Raw genomic sequence first — 24,174 nt, 5'->3', positions numbered from 1 at the left:
GAGGCTAACCTTCGGACCGGTAAAAGGTCTAGACCGTTTAGCGCCGCCCGTCCTAGCATCGAGCATGGCCGTGCCCGAGGTGCTCGATCGCATTCCTCTGCTGTCCGGCGTGCCGCGCTCCGTCGAGGAGTTGCCCGGAGGGCTGACCAACCACAACTACAAGGTCACGACCCCGGACGGGACTTACGTGGCGCGCGTGTGGGCCAGCGACAGCTCGCTGCTGGGGATCGACAGGGACGCCGAGCACGCGTGCTCGCTGGCCGCCGCCGCGGCCGGGGTGGGGGCGCCGGTGCACGCGTACCTGCCCGAGCTGGGGGTGCTGGTGGTGGGCTTCCTGCCGGGGCGGACGTTCACCGAGGCCGACCTGCGCGACCCGGCCAACCTGCCCCGGGTGGCGCGGGCGTGCCGCCGCCTGCACGCGGGGCCGCGGTTCGTACGGGACTTCGACATGTTCGAGGTCCAGCGGCACTACCTGGGGATCGTGCGGGAGCGGGGCTACCGGCTTCCCGCGGGCTACCTCGACTTCATGCCCGCCGTCGACGACCTCCGGAAATGTCTGCAAATAAGGGCGGAAGGCACCGTACCCTGCAACAACGACCTCCTGCCCGGCAACATCCTCGACGACGGGCAGCGCCTCTGGCTGATCGACTACGAGTACGCCGGCAACAACGACCCCTGCTTCGAGCTCGGCAACATCTGGAGCGAGTCCGACCTGCCGCTCGGCCACCTGGAGGAGCTCGTCACCGCCTACTACGGCCGCCGTCTGCGCCACAAGATCGCCCGCGCGCGGCTGCTCGGCCTCATGTCCAAGTACGGCTGGACGCTCTGGGCCTCGATCCAGGACGGCGCGAACGAGAGCATCGACTTCGACTTCTGGTCCTGGGGCATGGAGAAGTACGAGCGGGCGGTGGCCGAATTCACCGGATCCGGGTTCGCGTACCTCATGGACGAGGCGGCGCGGGCAGACTAGGGGCATGTTAGCCGCACTGACCGGCCTCGGCCTGTCCACGGCCGCCGGGCTGAACGCCTACATCCCGCTCCTGGTCGTGGGTGTCCTGGCCAACTTCACGGACACCGTGAAACTCCCCGACGGCTACTCCTGGCTGTCCAACTGGGGCGTGCTCGCGGTGATCGCCGTCCTGCTGGCGGCCGAGTTCGTCCTGGACAAGGTGCCCGCCGTGGACAGCATCAACGACACCATCCAGACCGTGGTGCGCCCGGCGTCGGGCGGCGTGGTCTTCTCGGCGACGCAGGCGGCGGCCGAGCTGGACCACTCCACCTGGATGGCCGAGCACCCCTGGGCCGGCTGGTTGCTCGGCATCGTGATGGCGCTGGCCGTGCACGCGGTCAAGGCCGCCGCCCGGCCGGTGATCAACGCCGGGACCGCGGGCGTGGGCGCCCCGGTGGTGAGCACGGCGGAGGACGCGGGATCGCTCGGCATGAGCCTGGTCGCCGTCTTCGCCCCCGTGCTGGTGATCGTCGCGCTGCTGGTGATGGCCGTGCTGGCCTGGTGGCTGATCAGGAAGGTACGGCGCATGCGCGCCCGCAGGAGAGCGGCCCGCGGCCTCCCCTGACCCGGGGCGCCCCTGACCTGCGATCACTCCTGGCCCGCGGTCACTCCTGGCCCGCGGTCACTCCTGGGCCTGCAGCCACTCCTCCACGAGGTCCACGAACTCGGTGGGGCGCTCCTCGTGCAGCCGGTGGCCAGCACCCTCCCAGCACACGACCCTGGACGCGGGGTGCTTGAGCAGGCCGGACTCCCAGCTCGCCCGTTCCCGATCCGCCCAGATCGACAGCACCGGGCAGCGCCGGCGGGCAAGGTAGTCGTCGCTGGCCGGGCGCACCCCGATGGCGTCCGGGGCCGTGAACATGGCCTCGAACGCCTGGACCAGCACGTGCGGCGGCATGCCGTACAGCCGGCGCTTGTGCCAGCGCCTGATGACGGCGGGCGTGCCGGCGTTCGTGCACCATTCGTCGATCTTCTCGGCGGCGGCGTGCGGGTGCTCGCCGCGCAGGCCCGCGATCATCTTGGGGAAGCGCCGGGCGACCGGGTCGGTCATGCCGTAGCCGGGGTCGACGGCGACGAGCCCGCGTACGAGCTCGGGATGTTCGACGGCGAGGATGGAGACCACCTGGCCGCCCATCGAGTGCCCGACGGCGACCACCTGCGGGATGCCCCGGCTTTCGAGGAGGACGCGCAGGTCGCCGGCCATCTCGCGCGGCGTGTTGCCGCTCTCGGGGACGGACGAGTAGCCATGGCCGCGCAGGTCCACGGCGATCACCCGGTGGGCGGCCGCGAGCGCGTCGATGTGCCAGGACCACTGGTGGGAGTCGGTGCCCCACCCGTGGACGAGCAGCAGCGGCGGCCCGTCACCGTCCTCCGTGTAGAAAAGCCTGATATTTCCGCCGACATCCGCGTACGGCATCTATTGACCCTCACCCTCCAGTCGGGACAGCAGCGCGCCCTCTCCTGCCGTCCACCCGCCGTCCACGGCCAGCTCCGCGCCCGTCACGTACGAGGCCGCGTCGGACAGCAGGAACGCGATGGCCTCCGCCACCTCCTCCGGCTCACCCCAGCGCCCGGCGGCCGCCAGCGGAAAGGTCCCGTCCCCCGAGACGGCCCCGAGCGGCTGCGTCATCGGGGTGACGATCATTCCGGGATGTACGGAGTTGACCCGGATGCGATCCTTGCCGAACTCCAAGGCGGCGATCTTGGTCAGCCCGCGCACGCCCCACTTGGACGCGCCGTAGCCGCCCGTACCCGGGAGAGCGGTGAGGCCGGCGACGGACGAGAGGTTCACGACGGCGCCGCCGCCTGACTCGCGCATGGCCTTGACCACCGATTTGAGCCCCAGGAAGACGCCGACCAGGTTCACCTGGAGCACGCGTTCGAAGGCCTCCAGCGGCTGGTGCTCGATCGGCTGCGCGAGGGCGATGCCCGCGTTGTTCACCAGCCCGTCGAGCCTGCCGTACGCCTCCAGGGTGGCGGCGACCACTTCGGCCCACTGGTCCTGATTTGTCACATCGTGGGGTAAAAATCGGGCACCCAGCTCCTTGGCGGTGGCCGTACCCTCCTCCACCAGCACATCGGTGATCACGACCTGGGCCCCGGCCGCGACGCAGCGCCGCGCGGTGGCCGCCCCCATCCCACGGGCGCCACCGGTGATGATCACAACCTTGCCGTCGAGCACGTCACCCCGCCCTTCCCGCCGCTCTGCGAGAACTGAAGCACAGCCCCGCGACTCCGATCAAGTGCTTGCTTGGTTTCTTGTCCGCGCCGATGCCGCCCCGGCCGACTATCCTTCAATTCATCGAGACCCACAGGAGGTGGCGGAGATCAGCGAGCTGCTTGTCGTCCTACTGGTGATCCTGGCGTTCTTCCTGCTGCTGGGCGGTGTGGGCGTCTACCTCCTGGTCAAGCTGGGCAGGAAGGCGGCGGTCAAGGCCAAGCAGGCCACGACCCGGCTCACCACCCACGTCAACGCCATGGGCACGGGCGACGCCGCCGAGGTCGAGCGCCTCCGCCTCGACCTGCGCCGGGAGGTCTCCCTCACCCGCCAGGCCGTCGACCACGCCCAGCGCCAGGGCTGGGGCCTCGGCGACCTCCCCCGGCTCATGGCCGACCTCTCCGCGCAGGCGGACGTCCACGACGGCCAGCTCGGCATGTACGCCCAGCAACGCCGCCTGTCCCCGTACGTCGACCACGCCACCCTCGACCGGCTCAGGGAGCACCAGGCCAAGCTGACGGCGATGTGCGCCCGCATCCGCGCCGACCTCCTCGGCGACCAGGTGCAGCACACGGCCACGGGCATCGCCGACCTCGGCTCCCGCACCGACCTCGAGATCGAGGCCCGCCGCCACGCCCCCGACCCGCTGGACCAGATCGACGAGCTCTACCGCCGCTCGATGGAGGAACGCAAAGACCTCCCTTAGCGACTACTCTCTGTGGCAAGATGGGTGCGCCGCGTGAAACGCTGAGGAGGCAGACTATGACTATGACCCTTCCTGAGTGGTTCTTTCCCGGCCCTTCCGGCGGCTGGACCGCCGACATGCTCGATCATCTTCCCCCCGACGCGCCTCGGCACGTCGAACTGATCGATGGGTCACTCATCATGATGTCGCCGCAGACCGCTTTTCACTTGTATGCGATCCGGCTGTTTGAGAACTTCCTCAATCCCCCCGAGCATCTCGAAGTGATTCGCGAGATGACGGTTACCCTGGGACTGCGCCAGCGGCCAGAGCCGGACATCCTCGTAGTCAAGAAGTCGGCGATCTCGGCGAAGACCACCACCTTCAAGCCGGAGGACGTGCATCTCGTGGCAGAGGTGGTCTCAGACGAATCCATGGAAAGAGATCGGACCACCAAGCCGATCAAATATTCGAATGCGGGCATCAAGTACTTCTGGCGAGTCGAGCAGGAAGAAGGGTTGCCCGTTGTTTACACCTTCGAGCTCGAGCCCACGGTCAAGGCCTACGTCCCCACCGGCATTCACCGCAAGCGACTGCAGACCCACATCGGATTCGACGTCGACATCGATCTCGACTTGAAATGGCCACCCGTTTAGGGGTCAGTCCGCCCACGGCGACTGAAGGCGGCGGACAACCCGTCCGCCCGACCAAGGGGTGGCGACTCAGGCGTCGCCCCACTCCCCGTACATGAGCGCCGCGAGCTCCGCCTCCGTGGCGCCGCCGTTGGCCAGGGCCTTGGTTGCCTGGGCCTGGGCTCGGGTGGGGAGCCGGCCCTCGATGAGGATGGGCAGCGACAGTCGCCGCAGCAGCACCTCGGACTCCGAGATCCCGGACGGACGGCGCGTGACGGCCACGTTCACCCGCAGCGCGTGCTCGTTGCCGGGCGGGACGGCGGGGCGGTCGATCTCGATGGCGGAGTAGCGGAAGCCGTTGGCCAGGTCGCAGGCGGCGCACCCGGCCGGGCCCCTGCTGAGCCGATCGCCGCACTCGGGGCAGGTCAGGCGGTCATAAGCGGCGTCCACCACGCGCCACGGGTGCTTGTCGGGCTCGTCGGTGACCATCTCGGCGATGAGGCGCTCGTCCGGCGGCCGGGCGGTGCCGAACTCCCGTTCAAGGAACGCGCGCCAGCCCTCCTCCACGATCTCGTCGACCAGTCCGGCGCACCGGGCGCAGCCGGGGGCTCCGGCGGGCTCCCAGTGGTCGCATTCCGGGCAACGTCGCATGCCCGCACCGTACAAGCCCGGCCGGATCCACCGCACCGCATTTCTTTTCGATGCGCGGTTGGGCGTCGCCATGGCCACAGGGCTGCGGCTTCCTCCTGGGATGTTCGAGATTGATGAGACTCCGAGTCGGCGCCGGCCTGGCCGTCATCGAGCCGAGCAGCACGTCGATGCCGCCGCGCCGGATTCAGCGCGGTCTTCCCCCAAGGCGACCATGCACAGAGCAGCTGCACCGGAGCGGACGGGGACGCGAGCCTGCCTGGTGACGACGTATCAAGCCTGTCCGGCCGCTGGGCGGATCATGACAGGAGGTGGCGCCAGCGCTCGGTCGACTCCAGCAAGTCCAGGCTGATCCGTTCCAGGAAGGCCCCGCCCTTGGCCAGCCGGCGCCCCACGGGCGTGTCGAGGCCGAACGTCTCCCCCGCCGCCTTGGCGAGCTCCGCCGCCTCGAGCGACTGCCGCGAGCTGATCACGACCGACTGGTACCAGGCATTGTCGTCGACCACGTAGATGTCGCGACGCCGCTGCGGATCGCGCTCGCGCCCGATCAGCCCCTGCTGGATCAGGTAGGTCACGGCCAGGGAGACCGAGGCCGGACTCACCTTCAGCCCGCGCGTCAGCTCGGCCGCGGTGAGTCTGCCGTCCTCGTTCAGCCACAGGCTGATAAGCACGCGCGCCATCATCTTCGGCAGCCCCATTCCGACCGCCATCTCGATGACCTCGTCCGCCACCTCGCGCCCCTTGGCGTCCGGCGGTCCGGCCGCGAACCGGAGAGCCGGCGTGCCGCGCCGCGCCCGCCGCTCCGTCGCCCGGTGCGCCTGCTCGGGCCGGTAACCGCCGGGGCCGCCGTTGCGACCGACCTCCCGGCTGATCGTCGAGGTCGGCCGGTCCAGCCGCCTGGCGATCTCGGCATAGGAACGTCCTTCGGCGAGGCCGGCCGCGATGCGCTGGCGGTCCCGCTGGGTCAACCTTCCTCGTGACATGACGGCATTATTGCGTTCGCCGCCACTCAATGCAACGAAGCATTGCGTTCGCCTCCATTGTCATTGCATCAATTTGCCCGCTGCGGCCTGCGGAAACGCATTCCATCGATTGCAGCTCTTTTGAATGCAACGTAGCGTTCACAATATGTCGAACACGTACTATCGCGAAGAGACCCCTTCCTTCGACCGCGCCCCCTCCTGCCCCTTCGATCCCGCCCCCGAGGTCACCGCGCTGCGCGACGAGCAGCCGATCGCCCGGCTGGCCGCGCCCGAGGGCGCTCCCGGCGTCTGGCTGGTCACCGGCTACGGGCTGGTCCGCCAGATCCTCGCCGACCCGCGCTTCAGCTCCCGCTACGAGACCCAGTACTACCCGCTGATGGGATACCTGCCACCCGCCCCCGTCGGCGATCTGACCGGCATGGACGCGCCCCAGCACACCCGCTTCCGCAAGATGCTGGCGGGCAAGTTCACCGTCCGCAGGATGAACCTGCTCACCGAGCGGGTCACCGAGATCACCCGCGAGCGGCTCGACGCGATGGAGCGGCAGGGGCCGCCCGCCGACCTCGTCGAGGTCTTCGCCCGGCCGGTCCCCGCGCTGATGATCTGCGAGCTGCTCGGCGTGCCGTACGAGGACCGCGATGAGTTCCAGACCTTCACGCGGACCATCTCGGACGGCGCAGAGCCCGAGGCGCAGTACGCCGCCTTCATCGAGCTCGGCGAGTACCTGCGGACCCTCGCGCTCGCCAAGCGCGCGAACCCGACCGACGACCTGCTCAGCGACCTGGCCACAGGCAGCGACCTGACCGACGAGGAGCTCGGCGGCGTGGCCGCCTTCCTGCTCGGCGCCGGGCTTGACACCACCGCCAACATGCTCGCGCTCGGCACCTTCGCCCTGCTGCGCAACCCGGCACAGCTCGCCGCCCTGCGCGACGACCCCGGCCTTGCGGCCGGTGCCGTGGAGGAGCTGCTGCGCCACCTGTCCATCGCCGCCACCGGCCTGCGCGGCGTGCTGGAGGACGTCGAGCTCGGCGGCAGGCAGCTCAAGGCCGGCGACACGGTCATCATCGCGATCAACGCCGCCAACAGGGACCCCGCCAAGTTCTCCGACCCCGACGTGCTCGACCTGCGCCGCTCGGCCACCGGACATCTGGCCTTCGGCCACGGCATCCACCAGTGCCTCGGCCAGCAGCTCGCCCGCGTCGAGATGCGCGTCGCCTTCCCCGCGCTGTTCGCCCGCTTCCCGACGCTGCGGCTCGCCGTACCGGCAGAAGAGGTGCCGCTGCGCACCGACCCCTCGCAGGTGTACGGCGTGCACAGCCTGCCCGTCACCTGGGATCGGTGGTGAACCCGATGCGAACCTTCATCTCGGTGACGGGGCTGCGTAAGTCCTACGGCGCCCACCGCGTCCTGAACGGCATCGACCTCGCCATCCCGCAGGGCACGATCTTCTCCCTGCTCGGCCCCAACGGCGCGGGCAAGACCACGATGGTGCAGATCCTGTCCACCCTGATCAGGGCCGACGCCGGCGAGATCCGGGTGGCCGGGCACGACCTGGCCAGAGAGCCCGAGAAGGTGCGCGCCGCGATCGGCGTCACGGGCCAGTTCTCCGCCGTCGACAGCTTCCTCACCGGCGAGGAGAACCTGCGGCTCATGGCCGACCTGCTCCACCTCGGCCGCTCCAGGGGCCGCGAACGAGCCCGCGAGCTGCTGGAGCGCTTCGACCTCACCGACGCCGCGCGCAAGCCGGCGGTCGCCTACTCGGGCGGCATGCGCCGCCGGCTCGACCTCGCCATGACCATGGTCGGCACGCCCAAGCTGATCTTCCTCGACGAGCCGACCACGGGCCTGGACCCGCGCAGCCGCCGCACCATGTGGCAGATCGTCAGGGACCTGGTCGGGCAGGACGGCGTGACCGTCTTCCTGACCACGCAGTACCTGGAGGAAGCCGACGAGCTCGCCGACCGCATCGCCCTGCTCAGCCAGGGCGAACTGGTGGCCGAGGGCACCCCGGAGGAGCTCAAGCGGCTGGTCCCCGGCGGCCACATCGTCGTGCGCTTCGCCGACGCCGACGGCTACCGCAGGGCCGCCCCGCACGTCGGCGCGACCTCGCACAACGACGCGGCGCTCACCGTCCAGATCCCCGACTCCGGCGGCGTCAGGACGCTGAAGAAGCTCCTGGAGTGGCTGGACACCCAGACCATCGACGTCGCCGAGCTGTCGGTGCACACCCCCGACCTGGACGACGTCTTCCTCGCCCTGACCAAGGAGCCCTCCCGTTGAGAGCGATCACCGACTCGGCGACGATGCTGCGCCGCCAGGTCAAACACATCTGGCGCTACCCCTCGCTGATCTTCACGTTCGCCGCCGTCCCCGTGGTGTTCCTGCTGCTGTTCGTGTACGTCTTCGGCGGCACCATGGGCGCGGGCATCGGCGGCGGCCGCGCCGCCTACGCCGGCTACCTCACCCCCGGCATCATGATCACGACGATCGCGGGCGCCGCGCAGGGCACCGCGATCTCGGTGGCGACCGACATGACCGAGGGCATCATCGCCAGGTTCAAGACCATGGCCATCGCCCGTGTCTCGGTGCTCATGGGGCACGTGCTCGGGGCGATGGTGCAGACGTTCATCGCGATCGCAGCGGTGACCCTGGTGGCCGTGCTGATCGGCTTCCGCCCGTCCGCCTCCGCGCTGGACTGGCTCGGCGTGGTCGGTGTGCTGGCCATGTTGACCTTCGCCATCACCTGGCTGTCGGTCGCGCTCGCCCTGGTCTCCAAGAGCGTCACCACGGCCAGCAACCTGCCGATGCCGCTGATGCTGCTGCCGTTCCTCGGCAGCGGTTTCGTACCGACCGAGTCGATGCCGACCGGGTTGCGCTGGTTCGCCGAACACCAGCCGTTCACTCCCGTCATCGAGACACTGCGCGCGCTGCTGGCCGGCCGCCCGGCGGGCTCCAGCTTCGTGGAGGCGGCCGCGTGGAGCGCGGTCATCGCCCTGGCCGGATACCTGTGGGCACGCAGGCTCTACAACCGATGAGATTGACGCCGACCTGCTGCCGAGTCCGTGCTCGGCGGTACGGACGCGAGCCTGCCGGCCAGGCTGTCACTCCGGCCGGTCGCTCGAGGCAGGGGGTGAGACCGGGCGGCGGGGGCGTCGTTTAATCGGTTGCGAGGGCCGTGCGGGGCCCGGCATACTCGGGACCCGAGTTGATCGCTTGGCAGCGGCTTGACGATGATCGCCGCGCTGTGCCGCGAAGGGAGGGTGAGACCGTGACGACGACTGTTCGCGTGCCGTTTTCCGCGTCCTCAAACCTTCCCACCGCGCGTTCGCTGACCTGATCGACGAGCTGGTGGGCCTCACACCTGGAGCAATCCCACCGTGCCCAAGCACTCGCAGCACCGCACCCGCGGCAAGTACGCCCTCGACGCCGACGACCTCGAATGGCTGGAGAGCACTCCCGAGACCGACGACGGGCCGCCCGAGGGTGACCGCTGGTCCACCTGGGACCAGAGCACTCCCACGGAGAAGGGGCCCAAGCCGTACCCCGACTGGCTCGTCACCGAGCTGGCCGCCGTCGACACCGAGCACGGCGTGCTCAAGACCGGCAAGGAAGCCGACGTCCACCTGATCTCGCGGGGCGTGCCCGGCACGGACCGGGTCTGCCTGCTGGCCGCCAAGCGCTACCGCTCCTCCGATCACCGGTTGTTCCACCGAGACTCCGGCTACCTGGAGGGCCGCAGGACCCGCGAGAGCCGCATGAACCGCGCCATGGCCAACCGCACCGCGTTCGGCAAGCAGGTGATCGCCGCCCAGTGGGCGGTCGCCGAGTTCGGGGCGTTGTGCCGGTTGTGGGAGCTCGGGGTCCCCGTGCCGTACCCGGTGCAGATCGTCGAGACGGAGATCCTGCAGGAGTTCATCGGGACACGGGACGGGTACGCGGCGCCGCGGCTGGCGCAGGTGTCGGACGACCTGGACGGGCTGTGGGAGCAGCTCGTGACGGCCATGGTCACGCTGGCCAGGGAGGGGCTGGCCCACGGGGACCTGTCGCCGTACAACCTGCTGGTCCATGACGGCAGGCTGGTGATCATCGACCTGCCGCAGATCGTGGACGTGATCGCCCACCCGACCGGCCCCTCGTTCCTGGACCGGGACGCCCACAACGTCGCCACCTGGTTCGCCGCCAAGGGCGTCCCGGCCGCCGACCCGGACTCCCTCGCCGCACTCCTCCGCAGAGAGGCCGGCCTGTCCCAGTGATCCGGCTCCCGTCCCCCGCAGCCCGACCTCCTGCGACGCATCGAGGTGACGGATGGCGGCGCAGGACGGCCGTATGGCGAGGCAGGACGGCCAGATCGGAGGCGGGACGGCCAGATAGCGAGACGGGACAGCCGAATGGCGAGACGGGACGGCCGGATCGCGCCGTAGGGCTGCGGATGGCGCCGTGGACGCGGGGTCGCGGTCCCTCGGGTGCTGGGGTGGAGGTGGCAGTGCCCGGGTTAGGGCGCCAAACGCAGGGCCGGAGTCGCAACCTTGGCCGTCAGCGCGCACAGGGCGGCGGGCTGCCAGCGCGCCGGAACGGGAGAGCGCGTGTCGCCGCCGTCCGCCGGGTGGCGAAGCAGCGCACGCCATCGCAGCCCACTGGCTCGCGAAGCAGCCGCGCGCCGTCGCCCTCCGCTGGACTGAGGGGTAGCGGGTGCCGACCGCCAGACCGCAGGGTAGCGTCCCTGCCGCTGGACCGTGGGGTAGCGTGGCGCCGGCCGCTGGACCGCGGAGGAGCGCATGCCGGCCACTGGGTCGCAGGGGTTGGGCGGGCCGACCACTGCTCCGCGGAGGAGCGCGTGCCGGCTGCTGGGTCGCACGGGGTTGGAAGTGTCGGTGGTGGCTGAGGGGATCTGCGGGGGCTGTCGGGCTGCCGGTCGTTTACGCAGGTGGTGGGTATATTGGCCCCGATATACGACGAGGAGGGCCGTCATGCACGATGCCGTCGTCCACCCCAGCGGCGCTCGCATCCGCTGGGTAGAGCTGCCGGGCGCGGAGCCGGCGCGCGTCTACGTGCACGGCCTCGGCGCGACCTCCGCCCCGTACTACGCCGAGGTCGCCGCCCACCCCCTCCTGCCGCAGCATCGTTCCCTCCTGATCGACCTGCTCGGGTTCGGGATCAGCGACCGCCCCCGGGACTTCGACTACACGCTCGAGACCCATGCCGACGCCCTGGCCGAGGCGTTGCGTAAAGCGGGGGTCGCCGGGGCGTCGGTGATCGCCCACAGCATGGGCGGTGCGGTGGCGATCGTGCTTGCCTCGCGTCACCCGGAGCTGATCGCCAACCTGGTGCTGGTGGACGCCGACCTCGACCCCTATCCCCCGGCTCCCGTGCAGCCGGCCGGCGGCGGCATCGCGAGCTACACGGAGGAGGCGTTCCTGTCGCACGGGTGGAAGGAGGTGCGCGAGCGCGTGGGGCCGCACTGGTGGTCCACCATGCGGCTGGCGGACCTGCGCGGGCTCCACCGTACGGCCGTCAGCCTGGCCGCGGGCACCACGCCCCCCATGCGCCGGCTCCTGCAGGACCTCCCGATCCCCCGCGCCTTCCTGCACCCGGAGGGCGACCCGCCCGAGGACGCCGACAACCTGCGGGCGAGCGGTGTCGAGGTGGTCGGCATCCCGGAGTCGGGGCACGGCGTCATGCTCGACGACCCCGAGGCATTCGTCCGTGCCCTGGCGGGTTTCCTCCACTAGCCCGGCAGGCGCGTCACTTGATGCCGGCCTCGCGCATGTCGCGGAGCTCGCGCTTGAGCTCCTTGATCTCGTCGCGCAGCCGCGCCGCCACCTCGAACTGCAGGTCGGCCGCCGACTGGTGCATCTGCTCGGTCAGCGACTCGATCAAGGACTCCATCTGCGCCCGCGGCATCTCGCCGGCGATGGCCTTGGCGTGCTGGCCGGCCTGCCGCGCGCCGAAGCCGGGCACCGGCGCCTTGCCGCGCGACTGCTGGCGGCCGCCGCCCAGGAGCCGGTCGGTGTCGGCGTCCTCGCGCTGGAGCGAGTCGAGGATGTCGGCGATCTTCTTACGCAGCGGCTGCGGGTCGATGCCGTTGGCCTCGTTGAAGGCGATCTGCTTGGCCCGCCGCCGGTTGGTCTCGTCGATCGCCCGCTCCATGGACGGCGTGATCTTGTCGGCGTACATGTGGACCTGGCCGGACACGTTACGGGCGGCACGGCCGATGGTCTGGATCAGCGACGTCTCCGAGCGCAGGAAGCCCTCCTTGTCGGCGTCGAGGATGGCCACCAGCGACACCTCGGGCAGGTCGAGGCCCTCGCGCAGCAGGTTGATGCCGACGAGCACGTCGAACTCGCCCGTGCGCAGCTCCCGCAGCAACTCGATGCGGCGCAGCGTGTCGACCTCGCTGTGCAGGTAGCGCACCCGGATGCCGAGCTCCAGAAGGTAGTCGGTGAGGTCTTCGGACATCTTCTTCGTCAGCGTGGTCACCAGCACGCGCTCGTCGCGCTCGGCCCGCTGGCGGATCTCGTGGACCAGGTCGTCGATCTGGCCCTTGGTCGGCTTGACCACGATCTCGGGGTCGACCAGGCCGGTCGGGCGGATGACCTGCTCGACGACCTCGCCCTTGACCCGCCCCAGCTCGTACGGCCCCGGCGTCGCCGACAGGTAGACGGTCTGGCCGATGCGCTCCAGGAACTCCTCCCACTTCAGCGGCCGGTTGTCGAGCGCCGACGGCAGCCGGAAACCGTGCTCGACCAGCGTGCGCTTGCGGGAGGCGTCGCCTTCGTACATGGCGCCGATCTGCGGCACGGTCTGGTGGGACTCGTCGAGGACCAGGAGGAAGTCCTCGGGGAAGTAGTCGAGCAGCGTGTTGGGCGCGCTGCCGGCCTCGCGCCCGTCCATGTGGCGCGAGTAGTTTTCGATGCCGGAGCAGGTGCCGATCTGCCGCATCATCTCGATGTCGTACGTCGTGCGCATCCGCAGCCGCTGCGCCTCCAGCAGCTTGCCCTGGCGCTCCAGCTCCTCCAGCCGCCCGGCCAGCTCCGCCTCGATGCCCGTCACGGCGGCGGCCATGCGCTGCTCGCCCGCGACGTAGTGGGAGGCGGGGAAGATGTAGAGCTCCTCGTCCTCCGTGATGACCTCGCCGGTCAGCGGGTGCATGGTCGAGAGCTTCTCGATCTCGTCGCCGAACATCTCGATGCGCACGGCCAGCTCTTCGTACTTCGGGATGATCTCGATCGTGTCGCCCCGGACCCGGAACGTGCCCCGGGTGAAGGCCAGGTCGTTACGCGTGTACTGCATGTCGACCAGGCGGCGCAGGAGCTGGTCGCGGTCGACGTCCATGCCGACGCGCAGCCTGGCCATGCGGTCGACGTATTCCTGCGGCGTGCCCAGGCCGTAGATGCACGACACGGAGGCGACCACGATGGTGTCGCGGCGGGTGAGCAGCGAGTTGGTCGCCGAGTGGCGCAGCCGCTCGACCTCGTCGTTGATCGAGGAGTCCTTCTCGATGTACGTGTCGCTCTGCGGGACGTACGCCTCAGGCTGGTAATAATCGTAATAAGAAACGAAATATTCGACCGCGTTGTTGGGCAGCATCTCCCGCAGCTCGTTGGCGAACTGCGCGGCGAGGGTCTTGTTGGGCTGCATGACCAGCGCGGGCCGCTGCAGCCGCTCGATCAGCCAGGCGATGGAGGCGGTCTTGCCGGTGCCGGTGGCGCCCAGCAGCACGCTGTCCTTCTCTCCGGCCTTGACGCGGCGCTCCAGCTCGGCGATGGCCGTGGGCTGGTCGCCGGAGGGAGTCATCTCGGTGACGACCTCGAAAGGCGCCACCTTCCGCTGCAAATCTGTGACCGGTCGCATGTTGCCACTGTAGGCGTCCCGACCGACAGAAACAGTCACGCCCCCTCTGGCCGTCGCCGGGGTCCCCGCTCCCCGGCGACGTACCCGATCAGAACCAGCCGCGGTGGCGGGCCATCTGCTCCAGACCGCGCTGCAGCGCCGCGTCCGCCGAGTGCGGCGGGTCGTCGTAGCGCACGGTGAAGCGGTTGTACGCGTCATGGCTCGAGGTCAGGAAGCCGCCCCGCTTGTCGGCCTCCAGGATGACGTCCATCTGCCGCGCCCCGGCGATGAACGTCAGTTCGAGCTCGTTGAAGTGGCGCCGCCACTGCCCGCCCGCGTAGTACTCGATCTCCTGGAAGAACGGCATCGTCGAGCCGTACAGCGTGCCGCGCTCCAGGTCGGCCTTCTTGAACTGGAAGCCCAGCCGGTCGAGCGCGGCGATGACGTGGTCCTGCGCCGGCAGCGGGCTCACGTACAGCGGGTCGAGGTCGCCCTTGTCGAGCGCGCCCGCCAGCGCCAGCTCCGTCTGGACGCCCAGCCTCATGCCGTGCAGCGGATGCCCGGCGATGGCGCTGATCGGCGTCTCCCAGGGGATCTGGATCTCGAAGGGCTGCTGGTGCTGCGCGCCCGCGGCGAGCTGGAACGTCCCGGCGACCTGCTGGCGCAGGAAGCTGTAGGTCGTCTTGTACTCGTTGTCGCCCGACTCGACTTCGACCACCGCGGTCAGGTCGATGTGGATGCCCTCGACCTTGTAGTCGGAGCTGCCGCCACGGAAGTGGACGACGCCGCGCAGGATCTCGCCGGGACGCACGCCCGTGTTGGTCAACACCGTGTCAACCTCGACGCCCGCGCCGAACGCGGCCATCAATTTGCGGAACACCATTGGGGTTCTCCTAAGCGGAAGGTGTGTGGCCGTTCTGACCCGTGCCCGAGATGCGGGGGAGCAACTGGGCAAGGAGGAGGGTGGAGAGCGCGGAGTCCGACTGGCCCTGCTGGGTGCGCACGACCAGCGGCTGCGGCGCGTTCTCCGCGAGTTTGGCGCCCACGTCGAGGCGCCTGCGGGCCAGCTCGTACTGCAGCACGGCCCGGTTGTCCCGGTACGACTCGGCCAGCCGGCGCAGTGCCTTGGCCTCGTTCTCGGCGGCGGTCAGCTCGGCCCGGCCGCGCGCCTCGATCTCCCATGTCACGCGCTGCGCCTCGGTCTCCTGCTCCTCCAGCATGCGCGCCACGTCCTTGCGCGCCTTGTTGTGGGCGGCCTTGACCTCGACGACGCGGGCGTCACGGGTCTTCTTGGAGCGCTCGATCTCCATCAGCAGGGTGTCGATGCGGCGCTTGCGGGTCAGCTCCCACTCGCGCTCGTAGGCCGAGAGCTCCTTGGCCACCTTCTCGCGGGTGGCCAGGTGCTGCTGGTACTGGTCGGGCAGCTGGACGTCGGGGATGTTGGCGCCCGTGATGCGCACGCCGTACCGGCCGAGCTGGCGGTTGAGGGCGTCCTGCATGTCGCCGACGTCGGAGCCGCGCAGGTCGTACGCGCGCTCGGTGTTGACACGGCGGCTGCGCTGCCTGATCGCGTCCTGCACCGCGCTGGAGAGTACCAGGTCGAAGTTGCCCGCGCCGATCGTGCGGACGAACGCGACGGGGTCCACGATGCGGAACTTGAGGAAGAACTCGATCGACTTCAGCGGCACGTTCTCGGCCGTGGGGCAGGCCACGATCGGCGCCGAGTACGGGATCTCCGTGGAGGTGTCGACGACCGCGTCCACCCGGTCCCACGGCAGCCACAGGTAGTGGCGGCCCGGCGGGAGGGTGCCGGTGATGGCGCCCCAGCGGCTGCGTACGCCGGTGGTGCCCTCCTCGATCTCGATGATCGCCTTGCGCCACATCGTGACCATGGCCACGACCAGGAAGAACAGCGCCAGCAGCGCGGCGGTCACGGTGAGGTCGGTCAGGACCGCCATCCCCGCGAAGTACAGCGCCAGGAACACCAGCGACATCCAGGCGAAGCCGCGCCGGTCCTTGGGGATCACGACGGGGACGAGCTGGCCCTGCTCGCCGCCGCGCAGGAGCTGGCGGATGTCGCCCCAGGAGGCCAGCGACTCCTTGATCTTCGAGAATTCGCGGCTCATGTCAGATCTCCCCCTTCCCGGGCAGCAGGCGTTCGACGGTGCTCTCCAGGTCCGCGTCGGGCGGCGGCGGCGCCTGGGGCTCGGTCACGTCGGCGACGGCCTTCTTGAGCAGGGCGGCGATCTCGGCCTCGCGGCTCTGCACGCGGGAGCCGATCTCGTCGAGCCTGGCGCGGATGGCGGCCATGTCCTCGGCGGAGAACAGCGCCGCGTCCTTGCCGCCCACCAGCTGCTGGGCCAGGGCCAGGAAGTCGATGTCGGTCTGCTCGCCCACCTGCACGACCTGCGGCAGCCTGGTGGCGACGGACTCCAGCTTGTTCAGCAGGTCCTGCTGGAAGCGGTAGTCGAGGATCTCGGGCGCCTCCGCGGCCGACAGCGCCCTGATGTCCAGTGCCTGCGCCTCCAGGAGGGCGGCGTTGGCGTTGGCCGTGGACTCGGCCTCGACCAGGCGCTGCCTGGCCTGCGCGGTGGCCTGGTGGCTGGCGCGTTCGAGGGCGGTGTCCATGCGGGCCTGGTAGCCGGCGATCTCCGCCTGGATGGCGCTCAGCGTCTCCTGCAGCCCGGCCAGTTCCTTGACCAGGTCGCCCTCGTTCTGCTCCTTGCGCAACTGCAGCTCGTACTCGTAGGTGTAGGCCTCCTTGGCGACCCTGACCATCTCGGGGGCGGCCAGGTCCATCCGGTATTCCTGGCTGGACGGCTCGGCGTGCGTGATGTTCACGTCGGTGAGCCGTACGGCGGGCAGGAACTGCTGGTTGAGGCTCTCCAGCATGCCCAGCGTGCTCTCGCCCACCAGGTCGTAGATCTCCTCGGCCCGCTGGGCGTAGATGAGGGAGCGGGTGACCTCGCTGATGGCGTTCTGGAGCTTGGACTGGAAGCCGCTGACCGAGCCGAGCACGAAGATGAACTCCGCCGGGTTCTCGATCCTGAACTGCAGGAACAGGTCCACGCTGGCCTTGACGCCCTGCTGCGTCGGCGCCTCGCTGATCGGCGCGTTGAACGGGTACTCGCGGGTGGTGTTGACGATGTAGCTGACCCGCTTCCACGGGTTGAACAGCGTCACCCGGCCCGGGTCCGCGATGTGCACCAGCTTGCCGAACTGGGTGATCAGGGCCTTGCAGCCCTCGGGCACCATCACCACGCTGCGCCGCCACCACAGGAACGCGGCCGCCAGGACCAGCACCACCCAGTAGTGCGGGCCGAAGAACAGATCGGTGTTGGGGATGACGTTGCCGAGCGCGCCGATCAGGCCGAGCACCACGAGGATGCCCAGCGGCACGATCACCTTCGCGGTGCTCCCCTTGGGGATCACCACCGGGGAGATGACGTGCATGCCGTTCTCGGTGAAGCTGCGGTTGACGATCTCGCCGGCCTCGTTCAGCGACGCCGACCTGGCCTCGATGGCCGTGCCGACCGACGCGCCGCCGTCGCGGGCCGCGGCGAAGTCGTGGGGGTTCAGCGCGAAACCCCGGGCCTGGCCCGCGAACTGTCCCGCCTGATCGACGACCTGGCCCATGGCCTGCCCCATCGCCTGCCGCATGTCACCCCCTTGGGCAACCGCTTGGGCTATGCCCTGACCTGCCTGGATCAGTGCCTCTCTGGGTCGTGACATCGAACCTTCCTTTTCCGCTACAGGCGAATCCGACCGTATCGGGTGCGACTTACTGTTCGCTTGCAATGCATGTCATATGTCTATTGCGTCCCGTAGTAGGTGTGCTATCTATGTAGTAGAGCTACTATCTGGAGAATTGATGGATGCGGTAAGAGAGCTCGCGGGCGGTCTCGACCTGGGCCGGACCGCCGCCGCCATCGAGGTCGACGGCCTGCGAATGGCGTACGGGCACAAGGAGGTCCTCCGGGGCGTCGATTTCACGGTCGCCTCCGGCGAGGTGATCGCCCTGCTCGGGCCGAACGGCGCGGGCAAGACGACGACGATCGAGATCCTGGAGGGCTTCCGGGTGCCCTCCTCCGGTTCCGTGCGCGTGCTCGGCACCGTGCCGGCCCGCGGCGACGAGCGCTGGCGGGCCAGGTTGGGCGTGGTGCTGCAGTCCTGGCGCGACCACGGCCGCTGGCGGGTGCGCCAGCTCCTCCATCACCTGAGCCGCTACTACGAGCCGTACGCGGTCCCGGGCCGGCCGCCGTTCGACATCGGCGAGCTGATCGAGGCCGTCGGGCTCGGCGAGCACGCCGACCACCGGATCAACCGGCTCTCCGGCGGCCAGCGCCGCCGCCTCGACGTCGCCATCGGCATCGTCGGACGGCCCGAGGTGCTCTTCCTCGACGAGCCGACCGCCGGGTTCGACCCGCAGGCCCGGCGCGACTTCCACGACCTCGTGCACCGCCTGTCGGACCTCGACGAGACCACCATCCTGCTCACCACGCACGACCTCGACGAGGCGGAGAAGCTCGCCGACCGGATCCTCATCCTGGCCGGCGGCAGGATCGTGGCCGACGGCAGCGCCGACCGCCTGTCCCGCGAGGTCTCACGCGACGCGCAGGTGCGCTGGAGCCGGGGCGGCGAGCAGTTCGTGCACGCCACGCAGGACGCCACCGGGTTCGTGCGCGAGCTGTTCGCGCAGCACGGCACGGAGATCGCCGACCTGGAGGTGCGGCGGGCCACGCTGGAGGACACGTACATGGAGATCGTCAGGAGGGAGGAGGCGTGAACGCCACCCTGCACGCCGTGCGGCTCGGCCTGGCACGCGGCTGGATCGAGTTCAAGCACAGCCTGCTCAACCCGCAGGACCTCGGGTTCACCATCGTCTCCACCGTCGCCCTGATCGTCGTGCTGTACTTCCAGCGCGAGGCCAAGATGCCGGGCGCCGAGTTCATGCTGGCCAGTTTCACGCTGCCGAGCATCCTGGGCATGCTGGCCGCGTTCAACGGGCTGATCGGGGCGGTCGGCTCGCTGGCCGTCGAGCGCGAGGACGGCACGCTGCTGCGCGCCAAGGCGCTCCCGCAGGGCATGCTCGGCTACCTCATCGGCCGCGTCGTCCTGCTCACGCTCTCCGCGCTGATCTCCATCGCGATCCTGCTCGTCGCCGGGCTGATCATGATCCCCGCGCTCGCGGACATCGGGGTGGGCGGCTGGCTCCTGGTGGTCGGCGTGTCGCTGCTCGGGCTGGTCGCCACCCTGCCGCTGGGCGCCGTCATCGGCTCGACCGCCAAGAGCCCGACGAGCGCCGCCGGGTTCTCCATGCTGGCCGTCGGCGGGCTGACCGCCATCTCGGGCATCTTCTACCCGATCTCCTCGCTGGCGGGCTGGCTGCAGGGGGTGGCGCAGGCGTTCCCGCTGTACTGGCTGGGGCACGGCATGCGCATGGCCTTCCTGCCCGACGCCATGGCGGCCACGGAGCTCGGCGGCTCCTGGCGGCCGGTCCCGATGGTGCTCGTGCTGAGCGCGTGGGCCGTGGCGGGCCTGGTGCTCGCCCCGCCGATCCTGCGCAGGATGGCCAGGAGGGAGTCCGGCTCGCTGATGCAGGCACGTCGTGACCGGGCGTTGCAGCGGATCGGCTGAGAAGATACGCGGGATGAGCGAGACCGTCTACAACCGCATCGCGCTGCTGCGCGCAGAGCGGAACGTGACCCGCAGGCAGCTGGCCGACGCCCTGGGGGTCCACTACCAGACCGTCGGCTACCTGGAACGGGGCGAATACAGCCCGAGCCTCTTCCTGGCGCTGCGGATCGCCGAATACTTCGAGGTGCCGGTGGAGGTGGTCTTCTCGACCAGCCCGTTCCCCCGGATCGGCGAGCGGACCGCCTGACCGCGGCCGCGCCCGCGGCCAGGCGGTGGCCACGGCCAGGAGGTGACCGCTCAGCACCTCGGGATCCATGATCATGCGAGCCGCATGCTACCGATGGGCCCCGTACGGGTTAGAGCCAATAAAGCTCCCTAGCTTTATATGTACTGGTAGTCGTTTGGCGTGGTCGTTAACATGACCTCGGGACTGAATGATCGTCGAACGGCGGGGCGAGCGATGACACGGTTCGTGGCGGCGGTGAAGCAGGTCGCCCCATGGGCTGCACAGAACGCCGACGGGGCCATCGCGCTGGTGCTCGCGATCGTGATCGGCGTCGTGGGCGTCATGCCCAACGAGATCGTGCCCGACGAGGTGCAGTCCCAGCTGGTCAACGCCGCGACCCTGGTCATCATGGCGCTGGTGGCCACCGCGCTGCTGCGCGACCGCGCGCGCCAGGCCCCGGTCGAGGAGACGATCACCTCGGGCGCGCTGGCCGAGCTGCCCGCGCGCCTGGCCCGCCTGCAGGAGATCGAGGGGCTGGTCGGCAGCACCCGCAAGGCCCTCGACGCGCTCCAGCTCGTACGGGTGCTGGGCAGCTCGCAGGAGATCGCCCAGTCCCACGCGGAGGCGCGCAAGGACACCCACCGGTGGAGCTTCAAGGGCGGCACCGGCACCTACCTGCGCGCGGTCACCCTGCCCGAGTGCGTCGCGGCCGCCCGCAGGGACAAGCGCCACCTCACGGTCAGGGTCGAGGTGATCGACCCGTCCAACCTGGAGGTGTGCGAGACGTACGCCCACTACCGCCGCTCGCTGTCGGACGCCCCCGACGGCACCGGCGAGACGTGGACGACCGACCGGGCCAGGAAGGAGTCGTACGCGACGATCCTGGCCGCCTTCTGGCACCGCCAGCGCTACGGCCTGCTCGACATCGCGGTGGGCCTGTCCTCGACGATGACCACGTTCCGCTGGGACGTGTCGGCCACCCGCGTGATCATGACGGTCGAGGACCCCAACAAGGCGATGACCGCGCTGGCCGGCACCTTCTACTACGAGAACTGCGACACCGAGCTGCGGCTCAGCTTCGAGCAGGCGCGGCGGGTGCCGCTGGAGATGTACAAGAAGGTGCCGTTGAGCGACGAGCCCACCATCGAGGAGGTTCAGGAGCTGTTCGAACGCGTCGGGATCCCCCTGCCCAAGGCGTACAACGGCCGTGACGTCGTCGACATCGCCCGCAAGGCGTTGCGGGCGATGGATCCCTATGGCGAGCCCCATGATCGAGCTGGTGTGTGATGAGCCATCACGGCGTCCACCAGCGGGTGCTCGGTGGTGAGGCCAGGGCCTGGGCGCTGGAGACGCTCTCGTCCGGGGGCCTGACCGCGGTGCGCCACCCGCTCGGATTCGTGTGCCTGCCGCTGGAGCGCGACGGCGGCGAAGGGGTGTGCCTCCACCTGTGGTCCGACTCGTTCACGCACGCCGAGAGCACCACCTCGCAGATCCACTGCCACAGCTGGGACCTGGTCAGCCACGTCCTCTACGGCCAGGTGCGCAACGTGCACGCGGTGGTCACCGACGCCAGCCGGGACGCCACGCACCGGGTCTTCGAGGTGGTCAGCGGGGCCGACGGCGACCGCATCTCGCCCACCGGGCGCACCGTGCGGCACGCGACGGGCCTGGTGGAGGTGTTCGGCCCCGGCGACACGTACACGCTGGCCGCCGACCGCTTCCACAGCAGCGTCGTGCCGGAGGGCGGCGAGGCGGCCACGATCGCGCTGGGACGGGGCCGGCCCGGCAGCCGCGACCTGTCGCTCGGCCCGCTGGGCGGCGGGCCGCACCACGTGGCCAGGCAGCCCCTCGACGCCCGCGAGACCGAGCTGGCCGTACGCCTGATCACCGCTCACCTGACCTGAGAGGCATCCGATGGACCTGGATCACGCCCGCACGGTCGCCGTCGAAGCCGCCGAGGCCGCGGGGGCGCTGCTCCGGGAGGGCATGCGCGGCGTGGTCGGCGTCCGGGCCAAGGGCGAGGCGGGCGACGTGGTGACCGACCTCGACCTGGCCTCGGAGAAGCTGCTGCTGGAGCGCATCCTGACGGCGTACCCGTCGCACACGGTGATCGCCGAGGAGTCAGGGCTCGTGGGAGCCGCGGGCGGCGAGTGGACGTGGCTGGTCGACCCGCTCGACGGCACCAACAACGTGGCGATCGGGCTGCCCGCCTACGTGGTGGGCGTGGCGCTGTGCCGGGGCGGGCGTCCCGTGCTGGGCGTGGTGCACGACCCTGTGTCCGCCCGGACGTGGTCGGCCGTCCGCGGGCGGGGCGCGCTGTCCGCCGCGGCGGGGTCGTCCTCAGGGGTACGCCTCGCGCCCCCGTACGCGCCGAGCCCGCACGGGCCGCTGCTGGCCTGGACCCAGGGCTACGACGTGAGCAGGGGCGACGCGACCGTGCGCGCGCTGCGCTCGGCGCTGGAGCTCAACGCGCGGCGGGTGCTGCAGCTGTGGGCGCCGCTGCTGGCGTGGGCGATGCTGGCGCGCGGCGACATCGACGGCATCGTGGGCTACCGGGCCGAGGCGGTCGACCTGCCCGCGGGCGCGCTGCTGGCCCAGGAGGCCGGCATCGAGATCAGGGCGCTGGACGGCGGCCCGTTCGAGGAGTGCATCGACGGCACGGCCGACGACCGCAGCTTCGTCGCCGCCCATCCCCGGGCCGTCCCCGGGCTGCTCGCCCTCCTCCGGCCCGAATGAGGAAAAGTCCGCAGAATATCTGTGTCTTTCGTCGATGAGTTCCGCTCCCGTTCGAGGTCTATTCAGAGAGAACGGAACAAGGGAGAGGGGCTCGACATGATGACCACGACCCAGCTGGCGCAGGTGCTCTTCGCGACCGCTCTGCAGCCGTCCGACCGGCTGTCCCCGTTCCAGATCCGCGAGGCCGTGGACGAGCGGCTGTGCCGGTGCGGCGGCGACCCGGCCTGGTGCGCGGCGTACGTGGCGCAGGAGGCCGGCGACCACCCCGAGACGTACGTCGTGCGGATGCGCTGGGCGCTGGACGCGGTCGCCGGCGCCTACGCGCTGGCCGCCGCCTGATCAGCTGAACCGCACGAGGGTCCACACGGTGGCGAGCAGGCCGACCACGGCCAGGCCCGTGCCGGTGAGCAGGAAGCGGCGCATCGGAACCTTGACGTCGTGGCGGCGGCAGGACTCGAACCACAGGAGCGTGGCCAGCGACGCCCACGGCGTGACGACCGGCGCCACGTTGGTGCCGGCCAGCAGGGCCAGCAGCTGGTCCTGGTCGGCGGCCGGGATGACGGTCTCGACGGCCTTGTAGGCGGGCAGGTTGTTGATGGCGTTGGAGAGCCCGGCCCCGACGGCGGCCGTGCGGTAGGGGTCGCCCTCCGTGCCGACCATCCAGGTCATCAGGTCGGACAGGCCGTGCCTGCTGAGCGTGGGCACCACCAGGAACAGCCCCGTCACGAAGATCACGAGCTGCCACGGGATGAGGCTCCAGGTCAGGCGGTCGCGGGCGCGTACCAGGAAGGCCGCCACGACGATCGCGGCGGCCGCCGTGGCGGCGATGGCGACGTGCGCCTTGAGCAGCAGCATCGCGATGAACAGCAGGCAGCCGGCCGACGCGGCGCCGAACAGCACGCGGTCGGCCACCGGCTCCAGCAGCGGCGGGGTGTAGCGCAGGTCGCGCCGCTCGCCGCGGCGCCAGTAGAACACCCACAGGAACACCATCGTCACCGCGATCGAGGCGAGCTGCGGGACCCACATGCGCGCGGCGAACTGCTGGGCGTCGAGGCCGATCTTCTCCATGCCCAGGAGGTTGGTCAGGTTGGAGACGGGGAGCAGCAGGCTCGCGGTGTTGGCCAGCCAGATCGTGGTCATGGCCAGGGGGAGGGCGGCGATGCGGGCTCTGGGGGCGAGGGCGAGCATGACGGGGGTGAGCAGGACCGCCGTCGTGTCCAGATTCAGAAATATCGTGATAAATGACGCGAAAGCTGTGCAAAGAAAAAAGAGGGCGGCGTAGTTGCCGCGTCCGAGCACCGCCATCCTCGCCGCGATGGCGTCGAAGACCTGGGCTTCCTTGGTGAGCTCGGCCAGCACGATGATCGCGACCAGGAAGATCAGCAGGGGCCCGATCTCGTCGAGGCTCTCAGCCGCCGCCTCCCAGGGCAGCAACCCGGTCGGCACGAACACCACGCCGAGTATGAGCAGCCCGATCCTGATCAGGTCGAGCACACCGAGACGCCGCCACACCCGTAGATGATCGCACAGGTGGCCAAAGGACGCTGAAACCCGCGGTCCCACAGGGGATACT

At 70.0% G+C, this 24,174-nt stretch carries 25 protein-coding genes; 16 read left to right on the top strand and 9 right to left on the bottom strand.

The genetic code is table 11. The features are described from left to right. The first annotated feature begins 64 nt into the window (after positions 1 to 64). On the top strand, positions 65 to 970 hold the full coding sequence (locus ACIBI9_RS03465) for a phosphotransferase (protein ID WP_397220313.1): 906 nt from the start codon (positions 65 to 67) through the stop codon (positions 968 to 970). A 4-nt stretch (positions 971 to 974) separates the two neighbouring features. Then, entirely contained in the window at positions 975 to 1,574 is a 600-nt protein-coding gene (locus ACIBI9_RS03460) for a DUF4126 domain-containing protein (protein WP_397220312.1), read from the top strand. Positions 1,575 to 1,631: 57 nt separating this feature from the next. Here ACIBI9_RS03460 and ACIBI9_RS03455 read toward each other — a convergent pair whose 3' ends face one another. Further along, complete coding sequence (locus ACIBI9_RS03455) at positions 1,632 to 2,426, bottom strand: alpha/beta fold hydrolase (RefSeq protein WP_397220311.1); 795 nt, start codon at positions 2,424 to 2,426, stop codon at positions 1,632 to 1,634. Continuing rightward, entirely contained in the window at positions 2,427 to 3,191 is a 765-nt protein-coding gene (locus tag ACIBI9_RS03450) for a glucose 1-dehydrogenase (protein WP_397220310.1), read from the bottom strand. Positions 3,192 to 3,327: 136 nt separating this feature from the next. Here ACIBI9_RS03450 and ACIBI9_RS03445 point away from each other — a divergent pair, with 136 nt between their 5' ends. Further along, entirely contained in the window at positions 3,328 to 3,933 is a 606-nt protein-coding gene (locus ACIBI9_RS03445; protein ID WP_397220309.1) for a hypothetical protein, read from the top strand. Positions 3,934 to 3,995: 62 nt separating this feature from the next. Further along, complete coding sequence (locus tag ACIBI9_RS03440; protein WP_397220308.1) at positions 3,996 to 4,565, top strand: Uma2 family endonuclease; 570 nt, start codon at positions 3,996 to 3,998, stop codon at positions 4,563 to 4,565. Positions 4,566 to 4,631: 66 nt separating this feature from the next. Here ACIBI9_RS03440 and ACIBI9_RS03435 read toward each other — a convergent pair whose 3' ends face one another. Next, on the bottom strand, positions 4,632 to 5,192 hold the full coding sequence (locus ACIBI9_RS03435) for a hypothetical protein (RefSeq protein ID WP_397220307.1): 561 nt from the start codon (positions 5,190 to 5,192) through the stop codon (positions 4,632 to 4,634). A gap of 296 nt (positions 5,193 to 5,488) precedes the next feature. Next, positions 5,489 to 6,172: a helix-turn-helix domain-containing protein gene (locus ACIBI9_RS03430; RefSeq protein ID WP_397220306.1), complete on the bottom strand. Its 684-nt coding sequence runs from the start codon at positions 6,170 to 6,172 to the stop codon at positions 5,489 to 5,491. Positions 6,173 to 6,317: 145 nt separating this feature from the next. Between ACIBI9_RS03430 and ACIBI9_RS03425 the strand changes: the two genes are divergently transcribed. From ACIBI9_RS03425 to ACIBI9_RS03405, 5 genes are all read left to right on the top strand, one after another. Continuing rightward, the gene (locus tag ACIBI9_RS03425) at positions 6,318 to 7,517 is read left to right on the top strand and encodes a cytochrome P450 (protein WP_397220305.1); all 1,200 of its coding nucleotides are present in this window, start codon (positions 6,318 to 6,320) and stop codon (positions 7,515 to 7,517) included. A 5-nt stretch (positions 7,518 to 7,522) separates the two neighbouring features. After that, the gene (locus ACIBI9_RS03420; protein ID WP_397220304.1) at positions 7,523 to 8,452 is read left to right on the top strand and encodes an ATP-binding cassette domain-containing protein; all 930 of its coding nucleotides are present in this window, start codon (positions 7,523 to 7,525) and stop codon (positions 8,450 to 8,452) included. A 23-nt stretch (positions 8,453 to 8,475) separates the two neighbouring features. Further along, positions 8,476 to 9,207 (top strand): ABC transporter permease, encoded by a 732-nt coding sequence (locus ACIBI9_RS03415; RefSeq protein ID WP_397220829.1) that lies wholly within the window; start codon positions 8,476 to 8,478, stop codon positions 9,205 to 9,207. Between the two features lie 342 nt (positions 9,208 to 9,549). Continuing rightward, a complete protein-coding gene (locus tag ACIBI9_RS03410; RefSeq protein WP_397220303.1) occupies positions 9,550 to 10,425 on the top strand; it encodes a serine protein kinase RIO in 876 nt (291 codons plus the stop codon). A gap of 714 nt (positions 10,426 to 11,139) precedes the next feature. Then, positions 11,140 to 11,901, top strand: a complete 762-nt coding sequence (locus ACIBI9_RS03405) for an alpha/beta fold hydrolase (protein ID WP_397220302.1) — start codon at positions 11,140 to 11,142, stop codon at positions 11,899 to 11,901. Positions 11,902 to 11,914: 13 nt separating this feature from the next. On the opposite strand, the gene uvrB is transcribed toward ACIBI9_RS03405, so the two are convergent. The 4 genes from uvrB to ACIBI9_RS03385 form a co-directional block, all read right to left on the bottom strand. Beyond that, the gene (gene uvrB, locus ACIBI9_RS03400) at positions 11,915 to 14,023 is read right to left on the bottom strand and encodes an excinuclease ABC subunit UvrB (RefSeq protein WP_397220301.1); all 2,109 of its coding nucleotides are present in this window, start codon (positions 14,021 to 14,023) and stop codon (positions 11,915 to 11,917) included. An 88-nt stretch (positions 14,024 to 14,111) separates the two neighbouring features. Continuing rightward, positions 14,112 to 14,885: a sporulation protein gene (locus ACIBI9_RS03395; protein ID WP_397220300.1), complete on the bottom strand. Its 774-nt coding sequence runs from the start codon at positions 14,883 to 14,885 to the stop codon at positions 14,112 to 14,114. 10 nt (positions 14,886 to 14,895) lie between these two features. Continuing rightward, on the bottom strand, positions 14,896 to 16,128 hold the full coding sequence (locus ACIBI9_RS03390; protein ID WP_397220299.1) for an SPFH domain-containing protein: 1,233 nt from the start codon (positions 16,126 to 16,128) through the stop codon (positions 14,896 to 14,898). Position 16,129: 1 nt separating this feature from the next. Then, positions 16,130 to 17,734 carry an SPFH domain-containing protein gene (locus ACIBI9_RS03385; protein WP_397220298.1) on the bottom strand — a complete coding sequence of 535 codons (1,605 nt, stop codon included), beginning with the start codon at positions 17,732 to 17,734 and terminating at the stop codon, positions 16,130 to 16,132. Positions 17,735 to 17,873: 139 nt separating this feature from the next. Between ACIBI9_RS03385 and ACIBI9_RS03380 the strand changes: the two genes are divergently transcribed. From ACIBI9_RS03380 to ACIBI9_RS03350, 7 genes are all read left to right on the top strand, one after another. After that, positions 17,874 to 18,788: an ABC transporter ATP-binding protein gene (locus ACIBI9_RS03380; protein ID WP_397220297.1), complete on the top strand. Its 915-nt coding sequence runs from the start codon at positions 17,874 to 17,876 to the stop codon at positions 18,786 to 18,788. Then, positions 18,785 to 19,639, top strand: coding sequence for an ABC transporter permease (locus ACIBI9_RS03375; RefSeq protein WP_397220296.1), 855 nt, complete (start codon positions 18,785 to 18,787; stop codon positions 19,637 to 19,639). Before ACIBI9_RS03380 ends, ACIBI9_RS03375 begins: the two co-directional genes overlap by 4 nt. Positions 19,640 to 19,652: 13 nt before the next feature. Continuing rightward, the gene (locus ACIBI9_RS03370; protein ID WP_355191877.1) at positions 19,653 to 19,886 is read left to right on the top strand and encodes a helix-turn-helix transcriptional regulator; all 234 of its coding nucleotides are present in this window, start codon (positions 19,653 to 19,655) and stop codon (positions 19,884 to 19,886) included. Between the two features lie 213 nt (positions 19,887 to 20,099). Further along, positions 20,100 to 21,152, top strand: coding sequence for a hypothetical protein (locus tag ACIBI9_RS03365; protein ID WP_397220295.1), 1,053 nt, complete (start codon positions 20,100 to 20,102; stop codon positions 21,150 to 21,152). Continuing rightward, positions 21,152 to 21,769: a hypothetical protein gene (locus ACIBI9_RS03360; RefSeq protein ID WP_397220294.1), complete on the top strand. Its 618-nt coding sequence runs from the start codon at positions 21,152 to 21,154 to the stop codon at positions 21,767 to 21,769. Before ACIBI9_RS03365 ends, ACIBI9_RS03360 begins: the two co-directional genes overlap by 1 nt. Before the next feature lie 10 nt (positions 21,770 to 21,779). Further along, the gene (locus ACIBI9_RS03355; protein ID WP_397220293.1) at positions 21,780 to 22,601 is read left to right on the top strand and encodes an inositol monophosphatase family protein; all 822 of its coding nucleotides are present in this window, start codon (positions 21,780 to 21,782) and stop codon (positions 22,599 to 22,601) included. Between the two features lie 96 nt (positions 22,602 to 22,697). Further along, positions 22,698 to 22,940 (top strand): hypothetical protein, encoded by a 243-nt coding sequence (locus tag ACIBI9_RS03350; protein ID WP_397220292.1) that lies wholly within the window; start codon positions 22,698 to 22,700, stop codon positions 22,938 to 22,940. Here ACIBI9_RS03350 and ACIBI9_RS03345 read toward each other — a convergent pair whose 3' ends face one another. Beyond that, a complete protein-coding gene (locus ACIBI9_RS03345) occupies positions 22,941 to 24,113 on the bottom strand; it encodes an SLC13 family permease (RefSeq protein WP_397220291.1) in 1,173 nt (390 codons plus the stop codon). Positions 24,114 to 24,174: the final 61 nt, after the last annotated feature.

The sequence above is a fragment of the Nonomuraea sp. NPDC050451 genome (assembly GCF_044458585.1).
Note: the sequence above shows the minus strand (reverse complement) of the source record. Positions and strands in the feature narration are given on the sequence as shown.

Coding starts and splice junctions, on each gene's coding strand:
- ACIBI9_RS03465 (WP_397220313.1), top strand. CDS start 65: ATGGCCGTGCCCGAGGTGCTCGATCGCATTCCTCTGCTGTCCGGCGTG.
- ACIBI9_RS03460 (WP_397220312.1), top strand. CDS start 975: ATGTTAGCCGCACTGACCGGCCTCGGCCTGTCCACGGCCGCCGGGCTG.
- ACIBI9_RS03455 (WP_397220311.1), bottom strand. CDS start 2,426: ATGCCGTACGCGGATGTCGGCGGAAATATCAGGCTTTTCTACACGGAG.
- ACIBI9_RS03440 (WP_397220308.1), top strand. CDS start 3,996: ATGACCCTTCCTGAGTGGTTCTTTCCCGGCCCTTCCGGCGGCTGGACC.
- ACIBI9_RS03435 (WP_397220307.1), bottom strand. CDS start 5,192: ATGCGACGTTGCCCGGAATGCGACCACTGGGAGCCCGCCGGAGCCCCC.
- ACIBI9_RS03430 (WP_397220306.1), bottom strand. CDS start 6,172: ATGTCACGAGGAAGGTTGACCCAGCGGGACCGCCAGCGCATCGCGGCC.
- ACIBI9_RS03425 (WP_397220305.1), top strand. CDS start 6,318: ATGTCGAACACGTACTATCGCGAAGAGACCCCTTCCTTCGACCGCGCC.
- ACIBI9_RS03420 (WP_397220304.1), top strand. CDS start 7,523: ATGCGAACCTTCATCTCGGTGACGGGGCTGCGTAAGTCCTACGGCGCC.
- ACIBI9_RS03415 (WP_397220829.1), top strand. CDS start 8,476: ATGCTGCGCCGCCAGGTCAAACACATCTGGCGCTACCCCTCGCTGATC.
- ACIBI9_RS03405 (WP_397220302.1), top strand. CDS start 11,140: ATGCACGATGCCGTCGTCCACCCCAGCGGCGCTCGCATCCGCTGGGTA.
- uvrB (WP_397220301.1), bottom strand. CDS start 14,023: ATGCGACCGGTCACAGATTTGCAGCGGAAGGTGGCGCCTTTCGAGGTC.
- ACIBI9_RS03395 (WP_397220300.1), bottom strand. CDS start 14,885: ATGGTGTTCCGCAAATTGATGGCCGCGTTCGGCGCGGGCGTCGAGGTT.
- ACIBI9_RS03390 (WP_397220299.1), bottom strand. CDS start 16,128: ATGAGCCGCGAATTCTCGAAGATCAAGGAGTCGCTGGCCTCCTGGGGC.
- ACIBI9_RS03385 (WP_397220298.1), bottom strand. CDS start 17,734: ATGTCACGACCCAGAGAGGCACTGATCCAGGCAGGTCAGGGCATAGCC.
- ACIBI9_RS03380 (WP_397220297.1), top strand. CDS start 17,874: ATGGATGCGGTAAGAGAGCTCGCGGGCGGTCTCGACCTGGGCCGGACC.
- ACIBI9_RS03370 (WP_355191877.1), top strand. CDS start 19,653: ATGAGCGAGACCGTCTACAACCGCATCGCGCTGCTGCGCGCAGAGCGG.
- ACIBI9_RS03365 (WP_397220295.1), top strand. CDS start 20,100: ATGACACGGTTCGTGGCGGCGGTGAAGCAGGTCGCCCCATGGGCTGCA.
- ACIBI9_RS03360 (WP_397220294.1), top strand. CDS start 21,152: ATGAGCCATCACGGCGTCCACCAGCGGGTGCTCGGTGGTGAGGCCAGG.
- ACIBI9_RS03355 (WP_397220293.1), top strand. CDS start 21,780: ATGGACCTGGATCACGCCCGCACGGTCGCCGTCGAAGCCGCCGAGGCC.
- ACIBI9_RS03350 (WP_397220292.1), top strand. CDS start 22,698: ATGATGACCACGACCCAGCTGGCGCAGGTGCTCTTCGCGACCGCTCTG.